This window comes from Rubripirellula amarantea (assembly GCF_007859865.1).
In the GTDB taxonomy this organism is placed as follows: Bacteria; Planctomycetota; Planctomycetia; order Pirellulales; family Pirellulaceae; genus Rubripirellula; species Rubripirellula amarantea.
The window spans coordinates 3,265,275-3,285,071 of record NZ_SJPI01000001.1 but is presented as its reverse complement, the minus strand read 5'-3'; the positions used below and the strand labels follow the sequence as shown (position 1 = coordinate 3,285,071).

The window sequence follows — 19,797 nt, the reverse complement described above, 5'->3', positions numbered from 1 at the left end:
AGAAAACAAAGGATCCCCGATGGTCGGTTGCCAATGCTTGGCTTGCCGAGACGCCTGGCCAACATAGCTGAAGCTAGCCTCTGATGATGAGCCCGTAGTACGTGCCCAATCGCGGGACCAGTGATGAACCCAGTCCGCGTTGCGGTCCACTATCATATTGCTGGGAGAACGTCTCAACCTGCCAACCTCGACTCTTGCTAGGAATTCTTCGGCATGCGATTCACGACTCAACGGTTCTTGATGCTGCTCAGTATTGGTCTGGTGGTTACCGCAATCGTGATGCCACGTGCGCCCGCTCAAGACATTCCGCTGGTTTACTCTAGCGAGAACACAGGCACCGAATTTTCCGATCCACCTTTGCCCGAGATAGCAGAGCTACCGACGGTGCGAGCATTGCCGGATCCCTTTGAGTGGTCTGATCGACGTGGTCGCTCTACCTCCTTCAGCGACTGGAGCCGCCGTCGATCTGAGATTCAATCGGAAATCGAACACTTCGAAATTGGAAACAAGCCACCCCGCCCTCAGCTCATTTCCGCAAGTTACGCCGACGGGCTGTTGAAGGTAGAGGTGACTGAAAATGGTCAGACGCTGTCGTTGACCGCGAAGATTGAATTGCCCGACGGTGAGGGGCCTTTCCCGGCAGTCATTGGAATTGGCCAGGGAAGTGGTAGCCTGCCTCGTGACATTCTCGCGAGTCGCAACATTGCGACAATCGCATTTAACTTCAGCCAAGTCATGTCGCATACGCAACTACGCGGCAATGAGCCCATCAACCGACTTTATCCCGACCAAGTATCGATGGGTGCGTACTGCGCATGGCCTTGGGGAATAAGTCGCATCATCGATGGATTGGAGCTCGTCAAAGATGACTTGCCGATTGACCTTCAACATCTTGCCGTCACCGGTTGTTCGTTTGCAGGAAAGATGGCGTTGTTTGCCGGTGCTTTGGACGAACGCATTGCGTTGACCATCGCCCAGGAATCTGGCGGCGGTGGTGCCGCGGCATGGCGTGTTTCCGAGACTCTTGGAAATGTCGAAACGCTTGGGAAGACCAACCATGCTTGGTTTCTAGAAGACATGTTTCAGTTCGCCGGTGCCGTTGAGAAACTTCCCTACGACCACCACGAGCTCATGGCCCTTGTTGCCCCTCGCGCGTTGCTGGTCTTAGGAAATCCAGACTACGAGTGGTTGGCCGACGAGTCTGGCTACGTATCGTGCCGCGCCGCTCACGAAGTTTGGAAGGCCTTTGGCATCGCAGACCGATTTGGTTTTTCGATTGTCGCTGGTCATCCGCACTGCCAACTCCCCAACGAACAACGGCCCGAAGTCGAGGCTTTCGTGGATAAGTTTTTGCTGGGTAAGGCGAACGTGAACACCTCGATAACGAAGCATCCCTTCGATCACGTCGAGCATGAACTTTGGTACGACGGTTGGACCACGGGGACATCAAGCTTTCCGACAGCAGATAGCAAGAACCTTGAAACATTGAATTTCGAAGTCGAATCGACAGCGTATGGATCGGATTGGCAGGTCATCAGTGATCCCGAAGCGTCTGGAGGGAAGTACTTGACGATAAGGCCGGGACTCAATAGTCCGAAGGCGGCACCTTCGGACAAGTCCGGCGCGATAACAATTCCATTTGAAACGACGCAGGCTAAGAAGTACTACGTGTTTGCCCGGGCGAATTGCCCATCGGCCGATGACGACTCGTTTTGGATCAAGGTCGACGACAACCATTTCAGCGCAGCGAATGGACTGGGTACCAACGGATGGGAATGGGTGAAACTCACCGTGGTAGCTCTGAAGCCGGGAATGCATACTTTGACGATGGCCTATCGGGAAGACGGAGCGCATCTGGATCGAATCGCCATCACGACTTACCCATTTGGCCCGACTGGACTTCCCGGCGTTGACGACAGCGACGCGGAAAGCGTGTCATCATCGATGGATCGGCGATCGCTCAAAGATGCCGTCGGATCGCGATTCAAGGTTGGAGTCGGAGTTGGACACCGTGTGCTTGAAAACTCTGATGACGCTGCGTTGATTCGTCAGCATTTCGAGATTCTGACTCCTGAAAACTGCATGAAGCCGCAAGGAATTCATCCTGCAGAAGATCGCTGGCGTTTCGAAGCGACCGATCGGTTTGCAGACTTCGTTCGAAAAAACAATCTAGAGATGGTCGGGCATTGTCTCGTTTGGGCAAAGGATGATCGTACGGACCCGTGGATGATGAGCGAAGGTGACCTACCCGTATCGCGAGAGAAATTGTTGCAACGAATTGAACTTCACGTCAAAACGGTGGTCGATCGCTATGCCGACGTGGCCACCCATTGGGACGTTGTCAACGAAGCCATTGGAGATGGTCAGGACGGTTTGCTACGTGACTCGGTTTACTCACGAACTGCGGGCATGGACTTCATTGTCACTGCTTTCAAAACCGCTCGAGCATCGGACCCTGAAGCGTTGCTGATTTACAATGACTACAACGGCCACAAACCTGGCAAACGAAAAAAGCTGATCGAACTTCTAACGAAGCTTAAGGCGGCAGGCGCACCGGTTGACGCCTACGGGATGCAAGGACACTTCGAACTCGGTGACAATTCGCTGTCCGAACTTCGAGAAACCTTCGATGAACTTCGCAAACTCAACATCAAGATCGTAGTGTCGGAACTTGACATCGACGTGGTCAAACGCGGTCAATGGTGGGCGGACGATGGTGCCCATCGCGAAGAACTCGCATCATTCGATCCCTACCAAGACGGCATGCCGCCGGAAGTTGAAACACAGATGGTCGACCAGTATGTCAAGCTCTTCGAGCTCTTTGACGACTACAGCGACATCATCGCCCGCGTATCATTCTGGAATCTTCACGATGGCCAAAGCTGGTTGAACTACTTTCCTTGGCAACGAGTCAACCATCCTTTGCTGTTTGATCGCGACCGGAACCCGAAACCGGCGTTCGACGCAGTCTATCAACTACTGACCAAAGAGAAGCTCGCCCCATCCGGAAACAATGGCAACGCGACGAGTCATACTCCTTGGCAACGCAACGATGCCAATTCGCAAGCGGTGCACAAGCAACTCGTGGCTAAGACCCAACAAGGGAAGGTAGATGTCTACTTTCAAGGCGACTCGATCACGCGTCGTTGGGGCGCAACCGACTATCCCGAACTGCTTCAGCATTGGAACGAAACTTTCTACGGATGGAACGCAGCCAACTTTGCTTGGGGCGGCGACAGCACGCACCACATGCTGTGGCGAATGCAGAACGGGGAACTTGAGGGTGTGTCACCCAAAGTTGTGTGCCTTCAAGCCGGCGCCAACAACTTGCCTTGGACCGGACCGGCGACTGATTCGCACGTGGACGATGTCGTAGATGGCATTCAGGCGATCGTTGCTGAGTTTCGAAAGCGATTCCCAGAGGTGCCGATCGTGCTAACTGCGATGTTTCCCCGTGATCAAAATGCAGAACTGAGTGAAACGATTGCTGCGATTAATCACCGACTCAAAGCGTTCAGCGACGACGATGCGCGGATCCATTGGATCAATATCAACTGGGAATTGCTGGGCCCTGATGGTAAACTAAGACCTGACGTTTCCACGGACGGAATTCATCTTGAAAAGGCTGGCTACGTGGTATGGGGCAAGGCATTGCGTCCCGTCCTAGAGCAACTATTGGGCTCGCCGGCCGCGTCAGATCAGGCACCCCCGCCCACCGGAAACCCGGGCCTTTGAAATAGCACATGACCAGTCTCAACGTCCGATGCCTTATCTCTTGCATTCTTGCCACGCTTTCGATGATCGTTGGAGCGAGTGCGAACGCAGATGAGGAGATCAACTTTAATGAACAGATTCGGCCAATCTTTACACGTCATTGCACGGCATGTCATGGCGGAGTGAAGGCGGCTGGCGACGTGTCGTTCGTCAATGCTGAAGCTGTGCTGCCGCCTGATGGTTGGGTGGTCGAACCGGGAGATCCCGACGCTTCGATTATGATCGAACGGATCGAATCCGACGATCCGGACGTGATGATGCCGCCACCGGACCACGGCTCGAAACTCGATGCGTCCGAGATTGCATTGCTTCGGCGTTGGATCGAGCAAGGTGCTCAATGGCGAGGCCATTGGGCATACGAGACGCCAAAGGATCCCGAGGTGCCGAGCAACAACGATGCGCAATGGGCCAAGCAATCGCTCGATCATTTCGTGTTAGCCCGACTCGAAGCGGAACAGATTGCCCCCGCTCCCCAGGACAGCCCCGAACGTTGGTTGCGCCGAGCCACACTTGACGTGACGGGGTTGCCACCATCGCCGACCGACCGCCAAGAATTCTTGTCGGATGTCGATGCGCGAGGTGATGCGGCCTACGAAGCGGTCGCCGATCGACTACTCAATTCGCCCGCCTATGGTGAACGATGGGCCAGCGTTTGGTTGGACCAAGTTCGTTATGCCGATTCGCGAGGACTGGGCATGGATGGTCCTCGCAGCGTTTGGAAATATCGAGACTGGGTGATTAACGCATTCAACAGCGACATGCCGTACACCGACTTCACGGTCAAACAAATTGCGGGTGATTTATTGCCTGATCGAACCTTTGACGATCTCGTTGCAACCGCCGCACATCGTTTAAGTCAATCTAATGAGGAAGGCGGCACCGACGACGAAGAGTTTCGCGTTGCGGCCGTCCTGGACCGTGTCAATACAACCTGGCAAGCATGGCAGGGTGTTACCTTTGGGTGCGTGCAGTGTCACAGCCACCCCTACGATCCATTCAAGCACGAAGAGTATTACAAGTTCGCAGCGTTCTTTAACAACACCTGCGACAGTGACCTCGATGATGATTGGCCGACCGTGGACGTTCCAGTGGACGACGGCGATGCTGACGAAGCACTTGATCTCGATTGCAAGATCGAGACGCTCAACAACACTCTTTGGGAACGTGAAAATGAGTTAATCCAGAACGATCAGTTATGGCATCCCATTGAATCGATGACTGTCTCGACGAACAACTCGACCAAGGTCGTGGTGGATGCAAAGTCAAATCACGCCGAGTATCACACCGTAGATACCGTCTCTCGCGGGACGACTATCACATTGCTCTCTGATGTCCCCGAGGGAATGAAGCGTATCACAGCATTAAAATTCACCGGGATGCCGCTCGACTTAGCGAAAGCGGTTTCGGATTCCGAATGGGGTTTTGTTTTATCGCACCTGGAAGCTAGATGGATCATCCCGGGTCAAATGGACTCGGGCTTGATCGAGTTTGAACGTGTATTGGTGGATGAGCCCACCCCTCATCACGATCCCCAAGATAGCCTTGACGAAAAAAGCAAGAGCGGATTTGCTGCGTTCACGCGGATCCATTATCCACGTTCCGCAGCGTTCGTGCTCAAGCAACCCACGGAAGTTCCGCTCGATGCGCAGCTACAGGTGTCGCTTCGATTTGACGAATTCATTCTGTCTGCTTTTCCCTTGGTGGCGCGTCGCGGACGGATAGATCTAGCTGACAATGAGCAGTTCACAAGCTTAGTCTCTGATACGGTCGACCAGCGAATTGAACTAGCTGAACTTAAAGAACAGCGGAGCAAAATCAAATCGACAGCCACGCCTATCCTGAAAGAACGTGCGGAAGAATTCCGACGGCCTTCGCACGTTTTCATTCGTGGTCTGTTCCTAACCAAAGGCGAACCCGTCACGCCCGGAACTCCCGCGTCGCTTCCGCCGCTGCCGGATGGCAAAGCGAACCGGATGGCATTGGCAGAATGGTTGACGAGCAAAGAGAACCCGTTGACCTCTCGAGTGGCCATCAATCGGGTCTGGGCGATTTTGTTCGGAACCGGACTAGTCGCTACGGAAGAAGACTTCGGAACATCAGGCGAGCGTCCATCGCACCCCGATCTACTGGATCACTTGGCGCTGCGATTTCAAAACGAACATGATTCTCGCTTCAAACCGGCGATTCGCGAGATCATTCTTTCCAGCACGTACCGACAAGACTCTGCAATACGCCCTGAGTTGCATGAGCGTGATCAACAGAACCGGTTGCTTGCTCGCGGACCACGACACCGATTGCCGGCCGAGATCGTTCGAGACCAAGCGTTAGCTTGCGCGGGATTGTTAACCGAGCAAGTAGGCGGGTATCCGGTGCGGCCAGCGATTCCAGAAGGCGTCTGGAACCCGTTTGCATCATGGGACAAATGGAACACCGCCGAAGTGGGTGATCCCAATCGCTACCGCCGTTCCATTTACACGTACACCAAACGCAGCATTCCCTATCCGATGTTCGCTTCCTTTGATTCACCGTCTCGAGAGTTCTGCGCTCCGCGTCGTTTGCGTTCCAATACGCCGCTGCAGGCGTTGATGATGCTTAACGACCAAACCTTTGCCGAATGCACCACGGGGCTGGCCAAACGAATGAAGCAAAGCGGCGAATCGCTTGCCGATCAAATCAAATTTGGCTTCATCGTTGTCACCTGTCGTGAACCGAATCAGCGTGAACTGAACGAATTGATCGCGCTCGCCGAAACTTACGACGATCTAAAGAACGCAGCCGCAATGGAAGCGGTCGCCAGCGTTTTGCTGAACCTAGATGAAACTTTGACCAAATAGCGGACCATGAAAAAGACAACCAACTCGAGCGACACGTCTCACGCGGCTCATGCGTTTTGTCAGAAATTGGCGAGCGATTCGCGACGTCAGTTTCTCCAGAATTGCACGACCGGTCTTGGTGCTCTGTGGTTAGCATCGCAAACGCATGGCGCCGCCAGAGCCAGTGAGGCATTCGTTCCGCGACACGCGGACAACAATCCTCTAAGCGCAATCGAATCGCCGCTTCCCGCCAAGGCGAAGCGAGTGATCTACCTTCACATGATTGGCGCCCCGAGCCAACTCGAACTCTTCGACTACAAACCCGACCTAGAGCGATTGGACGGAAAACCGTGTCCCCAATCTTTTTTGGAAGGCAAACGTTTCGCCTTCATCCAAGGCACTCCCATGATGCTCGGGCCGCAATACAAGTTTTCGCAGCACGGTCAAAGCGGTACCTGGGTGTCCGATCGGATGCCTCATTTGTCCGAGCAAGTGGACGACCTTTGTTTCATTAAGACGATGCAAACGGATCAGTTCAATCACGGTCCTGCGCAACTGATGGTGCACACCGGGCAAGCTCGCATGGGATACCCTTCCATCGGATCCTGGGTCACATGGGGACTTGGAAGCGAAAACGAGGATCTTCCCGGCTTCATGGTGTTGCTCTCGGGCGGGCGGCAACCACGTGTGGGTAAGGCGCTATGGAGTAGTGGTTTTCTTCCGTCGGTGTATCAAGGAGTCCAATGTCGGTCGAAGGGGTCGCCCGTGTTGAACATCGAGAACCCCGGTGATATCTCACGCAACCAGCGGCGAACCATGCTGGATACTTTGAACCGACTCAACATGGAATCTCATCAAACGTACGGCGATCCAGAGACAATCACGCGGATCGCGCAGTACGAAATGGCATTCCGAATGCAAACGGCCGTGCCGGAAGTCATGGATATCAACAGCGAACCGCAACACATCCACGACATGTACGGCACTGAGCCAGGCCAGGAATCGTTCGCTAACAACTGCTTGCTTGCTCGCCGACTTGCGGAGCGTGGGGTGCGATTCATTCAGCTTTTCGATTGGGGCTGGGATTCGCATGGAGCCGACAAGAACGAAGCACTCAACGCAGGCTTCAAAGACAAATGCAAACAAGTCGATCAACCTATCGCGGCGCTTCTTCGAGACCTTAAGCAACGCGACATGCTGAAGGACACGCTTGTGGTTTGGAGTGGTGAGTTTGGTCGAACGCCCATGCAGGAAAATCGCGGGGGAACCAAGATGACTTACATCGGACGCGACCATAACCCTGGTGCGTTCACGTTGTGGATGGCCGGTGGCGGTGTGAAGCCGGGTTATAGCTACGGTGAAACAGATGACGTTGGGTACACGGCCGCCCAGAACCCCGTCCACGTGCGCGACTTCCACGCAACGATGCAAAGATTACTGGGCATCGACCACAACAAATTCTCGTATCCCTTCCAGGGTCTCGATCAAAAGCTCACGGGTGTATTACCGGCCAAAGTGATCAACGACGTGATTGCTTGATTTCGCCGAGTTTTGCCATTCCCCGCCACGGCGGACTGGCAAGCACCACGGATAACAGGCGGAAAGTGTTGATGTCGTCAGATGACTTGATCAAAGGCTGATGCAACCATCGCTTGCCACCTGCCCACGAAATTCGACCGCGACATGTGGCCACTGAATGTGACCTCGACATGTGGCCGCGACGTCTAAACGTGCTCGCCATTCCTGAACCCTATTCCCAATGCGAACCGATGCGAACCCTGCGTTATCTATTACTGGGCTGTCTGTCTTTTCTCACTGCGACTCCCGCCCTATGCCAGATTAAGATCACGGTGGATCCTTCACAAACCGACCACACCATTGCACCAGAGATTTACGGACAGTTCGCCGAACATTTAGGGGGATGCATTTACGGCGGTTTGTGGGTGGGTCCTGAATCGAATTTACCTAACGTTCGCGGCTATCGAAAAGACGTACTTGAAGCTCTGAAACAGCTAAAAGTCCCTGTACTACGCTGGCCTGGCGGTTGCTTCGCTGACGACTACCACTGGCGAGATGGAATCGGCCAGCGAGATCAACGACCACGCACCTTGAATATCTACTGGGGTGGCGAAGAGACGAACGCGTTTGGCACCCACGAGTTCCTGGATCTTTGCGAACTCCTTGACTGCGAAGCCTACGTGGCTGGCAACGTGGGATCAGGTACCGTCGAAGAAATGCGAGAATGGGTCGAGTACATGACAAGCGATTCGCAAAGCGAACTCGCGCAGTTGCGTCGCAAGAATGGTCGAGAGAAGCCTTGGCGAGTCAAATACTTCGGTGTGGGAAACGAAAATTGGGGATGCGGTGGGAACATGACCGCCGAGTACTATTCGGATTTGTATCGCCGCTACGCCACCTACGTTCGCGACTTCAGCGGCAACCGCATCACTAAAGTCGCCAACGGACCTAGTGGCCGTGATTTGCCGTTCATGAAGACACTCGTGGGCAACGCTCACGAGCACGCGGACGCGTTCAGCATGCACTATTACGTGCTCCCCAATTCCGATTGGAACGTCAAAGGATCCGCATTGAATTTTCCTGAATCGGAATGGTTCTCTGTCATGCAGCAGACCTATCAAGTGAAGGAATTGATCGAGGATTACATCGCTATCCTCGACGAATCGGATCCTGACAAGCGTCTTGATCTGTACGTTGATGAATGGGGCACATGGTATGACCCGGGGACTGACACGCCGTCTGCCTTGTACCAACAAAACTCGATACGCGACGCCGTTTCCGCTGCACTGTTCCTTCATATCTTCCACGAACATGCGGATCGCATCACGATGGGCAACATCGCGCAAGTCGTCAATGTGTTGCAGGCAATGATCCTGACACGCGACGACGAGATCTTACTGACCCCGACGTATCACGTCTTTGAGATGTACAAAGTTCATCAGGGCTCCAGCCATATTCCATTGACTTTCGAAAGCCCTATCTACACGTGCGATAGCGCCGAAGCGCCACCGCTTAATCCCCCTTCAAGCTTTAAAGCAGACGCACAACCAGGCAAGCCTTGGATCAACTCGATCGACGCGGTATCCGCCTCGGCATCGCTTGCGACCGATGGGACGATTACCGTATCGCTGGTGAACACGTCACCGACCGATGCGTACCCTGTTGAAATCACTTACGCCGGAAACAGCCTCGACCATGTGAATGGGCGAGTACTACGCTCCGATCGACTAGATGGCCACAATACGTTCGACACTCCGGATGCCGTTCAACCTCGATCCATTTCGAATTTAAAAACTGTCGGCAACACGGTACAGTTCTTGCTTCCTCCGGCCAGTGTTTCGACGGTGTCCGCAACTCATTCGAAGTAACAACGTTGCGCCCGCCGAAAAGATCGTCTTGGAACAGAGAAAGCTAGCTCCCAAACTGAGCCTTTGGCGTCCCGCCTTGTCCCTTTGAAATCAAACATGCTTTTTACCCTTGCTCGCATATTGTCCTGCTTTGTGCTTTTCATTGGATTCGTTTACCAACCAACCGCGAGCGCCGACCAAGGCAACGTGGCAACGGGTGAGGGAGCGTTGGCGGGCGATCACCCGCGAGTGATTGTTTCGACGGACATTGGCGGATCGGACCCAGACGACTTCCAATCGCTAGTCCACCTGTTGCTTTACGCGGACGTGCTCGACCTCGAAGGGATCATTTCGTCACCGCCTCATGAGGGCCGCGTGAAGCATATCGCTGAGGTCATTGATGCCTACGAAGCTGACTTTCCTCGCCTGCAACGAAACTCGGGTAACCAATACCCCACACCTCAAGCACTGCGTGACATCGCCGTCCAAGGTGCCATCGAAGCTGCGCCTGCGAAAGGCTGGAGTCAACCAACCAACGGTTCACGGTTGATCGTCCAGCGAGCAAAAGCAAACGACGACCGTCCGCTTTGGATTCTTGTTTGGGGCAGCATCACCGATGTTGCTCAAGCCGTCCACGATGATCCTTCGATCAAGGACAAGCTTCGCGTGTACTCGATCGGTTCCTGGAACACTCGACACGACCAAGCCGCTCGAGACTTCCTGTTTAACAGGCACACTGACCTTTGGTGGATCGAAAGTAACACGACATTTCGGGGAATGTACATGGGCGGCAAACAGGACGGCGAATGGGGCAATCTCGAATTCGTCAAACGCAACGTTCGAAACCACGGGGCGCTGGGCGAACTGTTTTGGAACAAGAAACGCGACATCAAAATGGGGGACACGCCGTCACTGCTTTATCTGCTGAAGGGTCCACCGGAGGATCCGACCGGCGAACACTGGGGTGGCTCGTTCTTTGCAACCGAACACGGTCCGCATTACTGGACCGACAGCCCTAAGGCGGAGCTTCGCGAAAATAATCGTGACGGAGCGAAGACAGTCAATCGCTGGCGTCATGACTATCTTCGCGACTGGAAAGCAAGAATGAATGCGTTGAAGTAGAACCGGTTTCGGCCAGCTTACGCAGCTAGCTTTACTTCGCAGCCTCAACTTGGATGATCACACGACGATACGCGTACAAACGAGGTTCCCCGTCGTCGTGGACTTCCAAAATGATGTGTAAGGTCTTACCCGCCGCGGCGGACGGGATAGCCACGCTTGCAGACAAGTCCGAATCGCCCTGAATTTTCACTTCGCCGTCGTAGGAACTGGGCTCTTCGTAGAACGACCATGCATATGTCAATGCATCGTTATCAGGGTCGCTCGATCCATCGGCGTTGAGATCCACGGTGCCTCCCGGAGTGGCCGAGATGTCCAACACGCGGCGTGTCCTGTCACCATTCAAAACGGCAATGGGATGATGATTCGCGTCCGATCGTTGGCTGGTGATGGTCCAATCCATGCGAGCAGCGAAGTCGTTGTCGTAGGCGTCGCTCCAGCGTTTAATTGCCTTGCTTCCTTCGGACGTATTGCCATACATCAAATAAGGATCGAAGTCGCCTTCATTGGTGACTGGCTTCATGCTGCGTATCCCGGCTATCTTGGTCGTACTAAACCGACCGCCCCAGCCACCCTGGTCTACCTTATCAGGATCGTTCAAACCGTTGGGGTATACGTGCATGAAGGCCGGAGTATCCCCTTCGGTCGCCCACTTGCGATCGGGATAAACCGCCCCGAGCGGACCATGGTTTTGGATGTGATTGTCGAGGTTTTCATCCGATGGCTGCCAACCATAAACCCCGGTTGCGCGGATATAGAAAAGGTCGGGAAAGTTCTTCGCAATCCAAGCTCCCGCATCGTCTTGGCCGAGAATATCAAACACGCGCATTTTCGACAGGAAAGACTCGAGTTCTGCTTGCGTTCGAGTCGCCCGCACTTTCCAAATTGCCTGTGCGACGTTGTTCGCGCCTCCCCAGCAACCAACCCAAACCGGACGCGGATCGTCCTTGTCAACCGACGCGATAATCATGTCAGAACCGGGACTATCTTTTCCTTCGCCGACGTCACTCATACCGTAGCCGGTTTGCCCCATCACGGAAATCGATCGCAGATACTCCAGCGAAGGGTAACCCTCTGCGTGGACTCTCAAATTGTCAACGCACTCACCGTAGGCATCGACGATTTTGTCGAGCATCTTCGTGTCGGCTTGCGACTTTTTCCAACACCCCGTCGCAACGATTAGCCCCTCCATTTCAAATTCGTTGGCGCTCACCAACAAGCGGACAAGGGATTGTTCGTCATCCGGGTCCGCACCAAGGTCGGTGGTGGTGATTATCCGAGGCTTGTCAGAGACCGTCGATGAATTGTCTGCTCGCACGAGCGGCACAATGCCAGCGACGATGACGAAAGCAGAGGCGATAAAAGAGAGTTGTCGGTTCATGGCGTTGGCTTGTAGGTCGATCGGGAGGGTAAAGGTGCTGCGAAGTAGGAGCGAAAATATTGGTGCATCGTCGGCACAATCGTCTAGGGACGCATGCTGACCTTAAAATGTTTCATGGCTAGTCTCATTGCATTGCCTCTTTCGTGTTCCAGTCGGCGACTTCCTCAACAGTGGGAAAGGACGTTTGAGTGCCGAGTCTAGTAACCGAGATGGCCGCCACGATTCCAGCGCGACGAGCAGCATCGGCAAGACTGAGTCCGCTAGCAAGCGAAACAGCAAGTGCCCCGGTGAACGCGTCGCCCGCGCCAGTGCTATCGACTGCCCGAACCGTCGTAGCAGGAATGAACATTGATCCCTGTTCGTCCTGAATCACCACACCGTCGCTTCCCAACGTCAAAGCGACCCGGTTGACGCCACGCTTGCGAAGCAACTCGGCGGCGAGAACGGCCTCGGCTTCCGTATTAACTGACTGGTCAACCAATAACTCGATCTCAGTTTTGTTGAGCACGCATACGTCGCAAAGGTTTAGCAATTCACCGGTAACATGTTCGGCCGGCGCAGGAGTCAGTACCGTCAAAACGTTTGCCGCACGAGCCAATCGAAACGCCTCCGTCGCAGCTTCCACCGGGGTTTCCAATTGACACAGTAAGACGTTGGAACTTTCGATGACCGTCGAGGCGGCGACGATATCTTCGGAACTAAGCTCGGCATTTGCCCCCGCGACCACCACGATGCAATTTTCCGCATGATCGTCAACCAAGATGGCTGCCGTTCCGGTCGGCTGGTTCTCGGAACGACGGATGAATGACGTATCAATTCCGTCCGCTTGATATGCCTCAATGGCTTGCGTTCCAAAACTGTCGTTGCCAACTCTAGCCACGAAGGAAACCTGTGCCCCAAGTCGCGCCGCAACGACCGCTTGATTAGCCCCTTTGCCGCCCATGCCTTGATGCAACGATCGGCCGGTGATCGTTTCACCGGGCTCCGGAAAACGCGACGTGCGAAACGTCAGATCAATGTTGGCAGAACCAACGACGCAGATTCTTCGTTGAGAGGTCGAGTGTTCAGTCATGCTACCTTTCCGGTTGACTCATTCTGTCGATCGCTACGGCGGCCAAGATTACAAATCCTTTGACAACTTGTTGCCAGAACGGAGAAACATTCAGCAAGAATAGACCGTTATTAAGAACGCCAATGATTAGGCATCCGATCACGGTCCCCATTACACTTCCGCGACCGCCCGATAGCGAAGTTCCACCAATCACCACCGCAGCAATTGAATCGAGTTCATAACCCAAACCAGCGTTGGGCTGCGCCGAATCGAGCCGCGACGTCACGATCAGTCCCGCAACTGCGGAAAGCAATCCGCCAATCGAGTAAACGGCGATCTTGATACCCGTCACCGGAAGCCCCGTCAACAATGCCGCTCGCTCGTTGCCACCGACGGCATAAAGATGTCTGCCGAATCGTGTCATCCTTGTTAGCAATACGAACGCACCCACCAACGCCGCAGTAATCCAAACGGGAACGGGAACTTTTAAGAACACGCCCGTACCAATGATGCCAAATGTTGGACCTAGTCCCGTGACCGGAAAACCTCCCGTCCACAACATCGTCAAACCGCGAGCAATACTGAACATCCCGAGCGTCGCGACGAAGGGCGGCAACTTGAACCGGGTGATTGCGACTCCGTTGAACAGACCTGCTGCGGCACCGGCAAGCAAGCCAGCAACGATCGAACCGAAAACGGTGAACTGCAATTGCACACCTAAAAAGTCAAGTCGGAGCCCGTTTTTGAGTAAGCCCGCCGCCACCGCGCCGGAAAGAGCAAGCACTGCTCCTACCGACAGGTCAATTCCGCCAGCTAAAATGATCAGCGTCATTCCGATCGAAAGACAGAGGTTCACCGATATCTGGCGAAGAATGTTCAGTCCATTTTCCGTGGTCAAAAAACTTTCAGACAATAGACTCATTCCGACTAGCATCACGGCTAGCGCGATGAGCGACTGGAACTTCGCAATGTGGCCACGATCAACCTTTAGCATGGAATGGCTGCTCCTCGCGGCAAGGCAGCACTCAAGATCTGTTCATCCGTCGCATGCTTTCGGTCAAGTTCGGCTGTTTCCCTACCTTCGCACAATACAACGATGCGATCGGAAACCGCCATCACTTCGGGTAACTCAGACGATACGATCACCACGGCGAGTCCTTCGGCGGTTAGTTCATTGATCAAGGTGTAGATTTCAGACTTTGCCTGAACGTCGATACCGCGTGTGGGCTCATCGAGCATCAGGACTGTCGGTCCGGTCGCAAGCCACTTCGCGAGGATCACTTTCTGCTGGTTTCCACCGCTCAGGTTTACGATGCACTCACGTAGTGAAGGCGACTTCACACGGAACCGTTTGACATAGCGTTGCACATGTTCGTGTTCCGCTCGGCGATTGAGCAGTCCATACCGCTCGGCCTGGGCAAGACTAGCCAGGCTAGCGTTTTCCGCGACGGTCATCGACAAAACCAGTCCGTCTCGTTTGCGATCCTCAGGAACGAGCGCGATGCCGCTGCGTATGGCGTCCCGCGGCGATCGGATTTCAACGTGGCGATCGTTGACATAAACATCACCGGTCGCCACGCCATCGTGTAAACCAAAAATGCATTCAAGCAGTTCGGTGCGGCCAGCCCCCATCAATCCAAATATCCCTAGCACTTCGCCTTTACGGACACGAAAGCTAACGTCGCGCACCAGAAAATCCGCCGGACGTGTGGGATGGGGCAGCGAAACACTTTCGACTCGCAACACATCGTCACCCAACGCATGCGAAGTCCTAACCGAGGCTTTCAATTCTCGACCAGCCATCATGTGGACCATTTGTTCTTGGCTGATCGCCCCCAGTTCCGCGGTACCCATCATGCAACCGTCACGCATCACCGCGACGTCGTCGGCGATTCGCGAAAGCTCTTCCAGTCGATGAGTGATATAAACGACGGCTACGTTTTGTCGCTTCAGATCGTTGATGCAACGAAATAGCACTTCCGTTTCATGCTCGGTGATAGCCGACGTGGGTTCGTCCATGATCAGAATGCGAACATCGCCGGCCATCGCGCGAGCAATCTCGACTAACTGTTGTTGGCCCACTCGCAATCGTCCCACAACGGTTGTTGGCAGGACATCGAGTTCCAATAGCTTCAGCCATTCTGCAGCACGACGGTTCATCGTTTGGTAATCGATCAACGCATCAAACAATCGCGGTTCGCGTCCCAGGAAGATGTTCTCGGCAACGGTCAGGTCAGGAACAAGGCTGAGTTCCTGGTGAATCATGGCGATGCCGAGATCGAGCGCGTGACGTGGACTCGTTAATGCAACCGGACTACCACCTAGAATCAATTCGCCACTATCGGGAGTCTGAACACCGGCAAGAATGTTCATCAACGTTGATTTACCAGCACCGTTCTCTCCAAGCAGCGCTGTCAATCGTCCAGCACGCAAGGTTAGATCAACGGCGTCGAGTGCTTTGACACCGGGGAACGACTTCGAAATCTGTCGGGCCTGAAGAACGATCTCACTTACTTCCGTCATGGCGTCTCCCCGATGATCGGAACAACTCGCAACGGATTCAGGTCGGTGTCCTCGTCTGAAATCTGGGCACAACCAACGAAGCGGATCATCGCACCAGGTTGTGATTGCTCACGCAACTCGGGCAACACGTCCGCTTCGATTCGGCGATTGATTTCTGACGATACCGCATTGAAGTCTTGCGAATTGGTGAAATCGTTCACATCTAACAACGCCGTCCCATCACGAACCGCATTCCCGAACACAGGTCCTGTTTCTAGCGACACTTGAACTTCCGCAGCATTGTCATCAAGTGCTATCCCGATGGAATTTGAGCTATGGTCGATGACACGTCCGGTGCCGCTGACAAAGTAGTAATAGGTAGAACTTAGCCCCACGCTTCGACCGAACTCTCTGCGTGCAGCCTGCCGATCTTTGCGGATCGCTTCCATCAGTTCGGATACGTCGACAGCGCGATCGGCGCCCGGAATCAATTGCTTTGACCAGAACGTTTCCACGAACGCCACCGGTTCAAAACTAGCCTGCTTTTTGTCAGCCAAGTCCTTGTCGGCTTGTTCCAACGATACGACATGAAAGAGCGGCCAATAGCACAGCACGACGACCGATCCAGCCACGATTGCACTAACGAACCACCATTTTCGCTTGACCAAGTTCACTCCGAATCCCTTTGGCCGTGGTCGCCAAACTTGTCGACATTGCCTTGATGGACAAGCTCGACCGAAACAGGCACCTTCTGCGGCAACTCGTGATCACCTTTAAGATACTTATCCGCGTACTCTGCAGCAGCCTTGGCCATCAGCTTGGGAAACTGCATTCCCGTCGCAACGATCTTGCCCTCTTTGATCATGTTGACCACGTCGTCCGCGCCGTCAAAACCATAGATCTTGACCTGTTGGTCTTTCCCGGAAGCCAACAACGCCTGATAGGCGCCCATCGCCATGGCGTCATTGCCGCAGAAGACCGCGTCGATATCCGGATTGGCTTGCAAGATCGTTTCCATAACTTCGAGTGCCTTCGCACGGTCAAAATCGGCGCTTTGCTGAGCCACCATTTTTAGTCCGGGGTATCGATCGACGACACTGTGGAATCCATCGGACCGACTTCGCGTGTTGTTATCACCCACCAGCCCCAACAGCTCAACGTACGTTCCCTCTTCACCCACCGTCTTCACGAAATGGCGACCGATCTCAACGCAACCGGAAAAGTTGTCCGACAAAATTTGCGAGACCGCAGCATCGGTGGTGTTGATTTCGCGATCCATGCAAAACACAGGTACGCCCCCTTCTTTGGCTCGACGTACATTTGCAATCGATCCATCGGCATCAGTTGGATTGAACAAAACCGCGGAATATCCCGACGCGATCACGTTGTCGAAGTGAGCGGTTTCCTTGGAAGGGTCATTCTGCGAATCAAAGATGACGGTGTCGTATCCCAACGCCTCAGCATTTTCCTTGGCTGATTCCGCCAGGACCACAAACCAAGGGTTGTTCAAAGTTGAAACGATAACCGCAACCTTCTTAACTGCCGTCGTATCCTGATCCGTTGATTTGCTTGTGCTGGCCTGCTTGCTGCACCCCGTGATGCCACACCCCGTCAAAACAATCGCCAGTGTGCAAACCAGTTTTATGGCTAGCCGTCGGTTGATTCGATTCATAACCTCGATTGGATTCATCACAATAATCACTAGATAAGGTGGCCGCGAAAGTGCGTTAAAACACAACGCCTGATTTCAGTATGACATTCGCGTAAGGAGTACACTCGCCAGTACGCACGATCGCCTCGCTGTCGCTGGTCAATTTCTTGAATGCCTCGTGCGAGACTTCCGTCAACTTGGGGTTCATCGAATGTGTTTCGAAAATTTGGATCATTTGGTCGTAGATTGATTGATTATGGTCGTGAATCTCTTTGGCGATCACAATCTCCTCGACCATCATTTCCGACAGTATTGCGTCGAGCGTGCGAAGGAACGTTGGGTAACCATTCTCAATCGCGAGATCAATTCGTTTCACTCCCGAAGGAATGGGCAATCCAGCATCGCACAATGTGATCGATGCCGTGTGCCCAATCCGGCTAATCTCGTAGCTCAGTTCGCTATTAAGTAATCGATTGCGTTTCATCGTGCACGCAACGCCAACGATCGTTCCTGAATGACGAAAATCATGGAGTCAACCTTGTTGAGTGAAACGCATTGAACACGAGCCATCGTAATCCGCACCGCGACATCGCATGAGTCTTGGCTATTGAATGCAGCGGCAACGAAGTATGTTGCCAAGCATTAACGGAAACGGACCGTACTATTTCTTGTGAGGCAAGACTTCGATCTTACAGCATTCATCGAAGTTGGTGACGGTTCCAAACTGGTCGACCAATTCGTCCAAGCTAAATCGGTGAGTGATCAAGGATGCGAAGTCGTAGCGATTGGATTGCTGATGAAGAATATTAAGCACGGGACGCCAATCGGTTCCGCAGTGAAACACTGAGTGAATGTGAAGATTCTTAGAACTGATGTGCCGCATCACATCGAGTGCCACGGGCTTCCCTAGGTCAACCCAGTTGCCAACTTCGATCACCGTACCGCCCTTACGAACCATACGCAAAGCCTCGATAAATGCCTCGGGTTCGCCAGCGGATTCGATCACCAAGTCCGGACCGACTCCTTCAGTCATCTCCTGAACTTGAGCGATGCGATCGTCCATCGAAACCTGAGCTGCATTGATCGTCACGTCGGCGTAAAGCCCCTTCGCCTTCGCCAGCCTCAAGTCCGATAGGTCAGTCGCGATACGCAATCCCGCACCATGAATGCTCGCCATGATCCCGTGCAAAATTCCAAGTGGACCATTGCCGAGAACGGCGACTGACATTCCAGGTCCAAATCCTTCATTCACTGGTGCAAACGGCCCGGCCGCCCGACCGAGAGCATGAAACGCGACGGCCATCTCTTCCACAAACACGGCGACGTCAGTCGACATGACCTCGGGAACCTTAAACAAGTGCGTCCCGGGTCGAATGTACATGTATTCCGCAAAACCACCGCGAAGGTAGGGCTTCGTATCGCAGTTCGGGTGCAACCCGTAGGCTTGCAACTGGTTCAAGCAGGTCGTGTTGTTGTAGTGTTTGCGACAGTAGTAACAGTGACCGCAATTCACTTCGACAGCGAGAGCGACTCGATCGCCAACCTTCAGCGTTTGCTTGTCGTAGTCCATCGTGGTTGCGGCGTTATCGCCAATTTCGACGATCGTTCCTATCACCTCGTGTCCACCGACGTAAGGAAAGATCGACTTACCACGTAACTGCGTTGCTTCGCCTTTGTAAATGTGACGGTCAGTTCCGCAGATGCCCGCCATGTCCACCTTTAAAATTGCCGAATCGTGGTCCATCGTCGGATACGGATACGTTCGCATCTCCGTTTGGCCGGGCGACGTCATCGCAACCGCGCGCACTGTTTCCGGCTTGGTTGCCGATACCTGCTGGGTGTTTTGCGAGTCCAATACTTGTGACATGACCATCCTCTAGTGCTGATAGTGCTGGTGAAAACCGAACGATTGAGAAGTGCCGGACCCGTGACTTCTGGCCCTTAACTTTGGCTTGTGATTAGGACGACTGGACGACGCTGGCATCGAGCGAACCCGTCATATCCGGCCCCGCTTCGCATGCGAACCACAGAATCCACACCCTAATACGCCGATTATGGCAACTGGAATCAGCCTTATCTCCCTCGAAAACGTCTTAAACTGACACTATTCCGAGGTAGCTCGGAATATCGAACGTCCGGTG

General features: G+C 53.9%; 13 protein-coding genes. 5 read left to right on the top strand and 8 right to left on the bottom strand.

Annotated elements, in window-relative coordinates:
- The first annotated feature begins 213 nt into the window (after positions 1-213).
- From Pla22_RS12045 to Pla22_RS12025, 5 genes are all read left to right on the top strand, one after another.
- Positions 214-3,735 carry an endo-1,4-beta-xylanase gene (locus tag Pla22_RS12045; RefSeq protein ID WP_242631961.1) on the top strand — a complete coding sequence of 1,174 codons (3,522 nt, stop codon included), beginning with the start codon at positions 214-216 and terminating at the stop codon, positions 3,733-3,735.
- A gap of 8 nt (positions 3,736-3,743) precedes the next feature.
- Positions 3,744-6,608, top strand: a complete 2,865-nt coding sequence (locus Pla22_RS12040) for a PSD1 and planctomycete cytochrome C domain-containing protein (protein ID WP_146514831.1) — start codon at positions 3,744-3,746, stop codon at positions 6,606-6,608.
- A 6-nt stretch (positions 6,609-6,614) separates the two neighbouring features.
- Entirely contained in the window at positions 6,615-8,126 is a 1,512-nt protein-coding gene (locus Pla22_RS12035; protein ID WP_146514830.1) for a DUF1501 domain-containing protein, read from the top strand.
- A 170-nt stretch (positions 8,127-8,296) separates the two neighbouring features.
- Positions 8,297-9,973 (top strand): alpha-N-arabinofuranosidase, encoded by a 1,677-nt coding sequence (locus Pla22_RS12030; protein ID WP_242631960.1) that lies wholly within the window; start codon positions 8,297-8,299, stop codon positions 9,971-9,973.
- Positions 9,974-10,069: 96 nt separating this feature from the next.
- Complete coding sequence (locus Pla22_RS12025; RefSeq protein ID WP_146514829.1) at positions 10,070-11,074, top strand: DUF1593 domain-containing protein; 1,005 nt, start codon at positions 10,070-10,072, stop codon at positions 11,072-11,074.
- 31 nt (positions 11,075-11,105) lie between these two features.
- Here the strand turns inward: Pla22_RS12025 and Pla22_RS12020 are convergent, their stop codons facing one another.
- From Pla22_RS12020 to Pla22_RS11985, 8 genes are all read right to left on the bottom strand, one after another.
- Positions 11,106-12,452 carry a DUF1593 domain-containing protein gene (locus tag Pla22_RS12020; RefSeq protein WP_146514828.1) on the bottom strand — a complete coding sequence of 449 codons (1,347 nt, stop codon included), beginning with the start codon at positions 12,450-12,452 and terminating at the stop codon, positions 11,106-11,108.
- 124 nt (positions 12,453-12,576) lie between these two features.
- Positions 12,577-13,524, bottom strand: a complete 948-nt coding sequence (gene rbsK, locus Pla22_RS12015; protein WP_146514827.1) for a ribokinase — start codon at positions 13,522-13,524, stop codon at positions 12,577-12,579.
- Between the two features lies 1 nt (position 13,525).
- On the bottom strand, positions 13,526-14,497 hold the full coding sequence (locus tag Pla22_RS12010) for an ABC transporter permease (RefSeq protein ID WP_146514826.1): 972 nt from the start codon (positions 14,495-14,497) through the stop codon (positions 13,526-13,528).
- Positions 14,491-16,026, bottom strand: a complete 1,536-nt coding sequence (locus tag Pla22_RS12005; protein WP_146514825.1) for a sugar ABC transporter ATP-binding protein — start codon at positions 16,024-16,026, stop codon at positions 14,491-14,493. Before Pla22_RS12005 ends, Pla22_RS12010 begins: the two co-directional genes overlap by 7 nt.
- Positions 16,023-16,679: a DUF2291 domain-containing protein gene (locus Pla22_RS12000; protein WP_242631959.1), complete on the bottom strand. Its 657-nt coding sequence runs from the start codon at positions 16,677-16,679 to the stop codon at positions 16,023-16,025. The genes Pla22_RS12005 and Pla22_RS12000 overlap by 4 nt, the downstream gene beginning before the upstream one ends.
- Entirely contained in the window at positions 16,676-17,677 is a 1,002-nt protein-coding gene (locus tag Pla22_RS11995) for a D-ribose ABC transporter substrate-binding protein (protein WP_146514824.1), read from the bottom strand. The genes Pla22_RS12000 and Pla22_RS11995 overlap by 4 nt, the downstream gene beginning before the upstream one ends.
- Positions 17,678-17,732: 55 nt before the next feature.
- Positions 17,733-18,140 (bottom strand): D-ribose pyranase, encoded by a 408-nt coding sequence (gene rbsD / locus Pla22_RS11990; RefSeq protein ID WP_146514823.1) that lies wholly within the window; start codon positions 18,138-18,140, stop codon positions 17,733-17,735.
- A 177-nt stretch (positions 18,141-18,317) separates the two neighbouring features.
- Positions 18,318-19,523: a zinc-dependent alcohol dehydrogenase gene (locus Pla22_RS11985; protein WP_242631958.1), complete on the bottom strand. Its 1,206-nt coding sequence runs from the start codon at positions 19,521-19,523 to the stop codon at positions 18,318-18,320.
- Positions 19,524-19,797: the final 274 nt, after the last annotated feature.

What these genes read in the sequence shown, in the direction of transcription:
- Pla22_RS12005 (WP_146514825.1), bottom strand. Translation starts at nt 16,026, where the DNA reads ATGACGGAAGTAAGTGAGATCGTTCTTCAGGCCCGACAGATTTCGAAG.
- Pla22_RS11995 (WP_146514824.1), bottom strand. Translation starts at nt 17,677, where the DNA reads ATGAATCGAATCAACCGACGGCTAGCCATAAAACTGGTTTGCACACTG.
- Pla22_RS12020 (WP_146514828.1), bottom strand. Translation starts at nt 12,452, where the DNA reads ATGAACCGACAACTCTCTTTTATCGCCTCTGCTTTCGTCATCGTCGCT.
- Pla22_RS12030 (WP_242631960.1), top strand. Translation starts at nt 8,297, where the DNA reads ATGTGGCCGCGACGTCTAAACGTGCTCGCCATTCCTGAACCCTATTCC.
- Pla22_RS12025 (WP_146514829.1), top strand. Translation starts at nt 10,070, where the DNA reads ATGCTTTTTACCCTTGCTCGCATATTGTCCTGCTTTGTGCTTTTCATT.
- Pla22_RS12045 (WP_242631961.1), top strand. Translation starts at nt 214, where the DNA reads ATGCGATTCACGACTCAACGGTTCTTGATGCTGCTCAGTATTGGTCTG.
- rbsK (WP_146514827.1), bottom strand. Translation starts at nt 13,524, where the DNA reads ATGACTGAACACTCGACCTCTCAACGAAGAATCTGCGTCGTTGGTTCT.
- Pla22_RS12035 (WP_146514830.1), top strand. Translation starts at nt 6,615, where the DNA reads ATGAAAAAGACAACCAACTCGAGCGACACGTCTCACGCGGCTCATGCG.
- Pla22_RS12040 (WP_146514831.1), top strand. Translation starts at nt 3,744, where the DNA reads ATGACCAGTCTCAACGTCCGATGCCTTATCTCTTGCATTCTTGCCACG.
- Pla22_RS11985 (WP_242631958.1), bottom strand. Translation starts at nt 19,523, where the DNA reads ATGTCACAAGTATTGGACTCGCAAAACACCCAGCAGGTATCGGCAACC.
- Pla22_RS12010 (WP_146514826.1), bottom strand. Translation starts at nt 14,497, where the DNA reads ATGCTAAAGGTTGATCGTGGCCACATTGCGAAGTTCCAGTCGCTCATC.
- rbsD (WP_146514823.1), bottom strand. Translation starts at nt 18,140, where the DNA reads ATGAAACGCAATCGATTACTTAATAGCGAACTGAGCTACGAGATTAGC.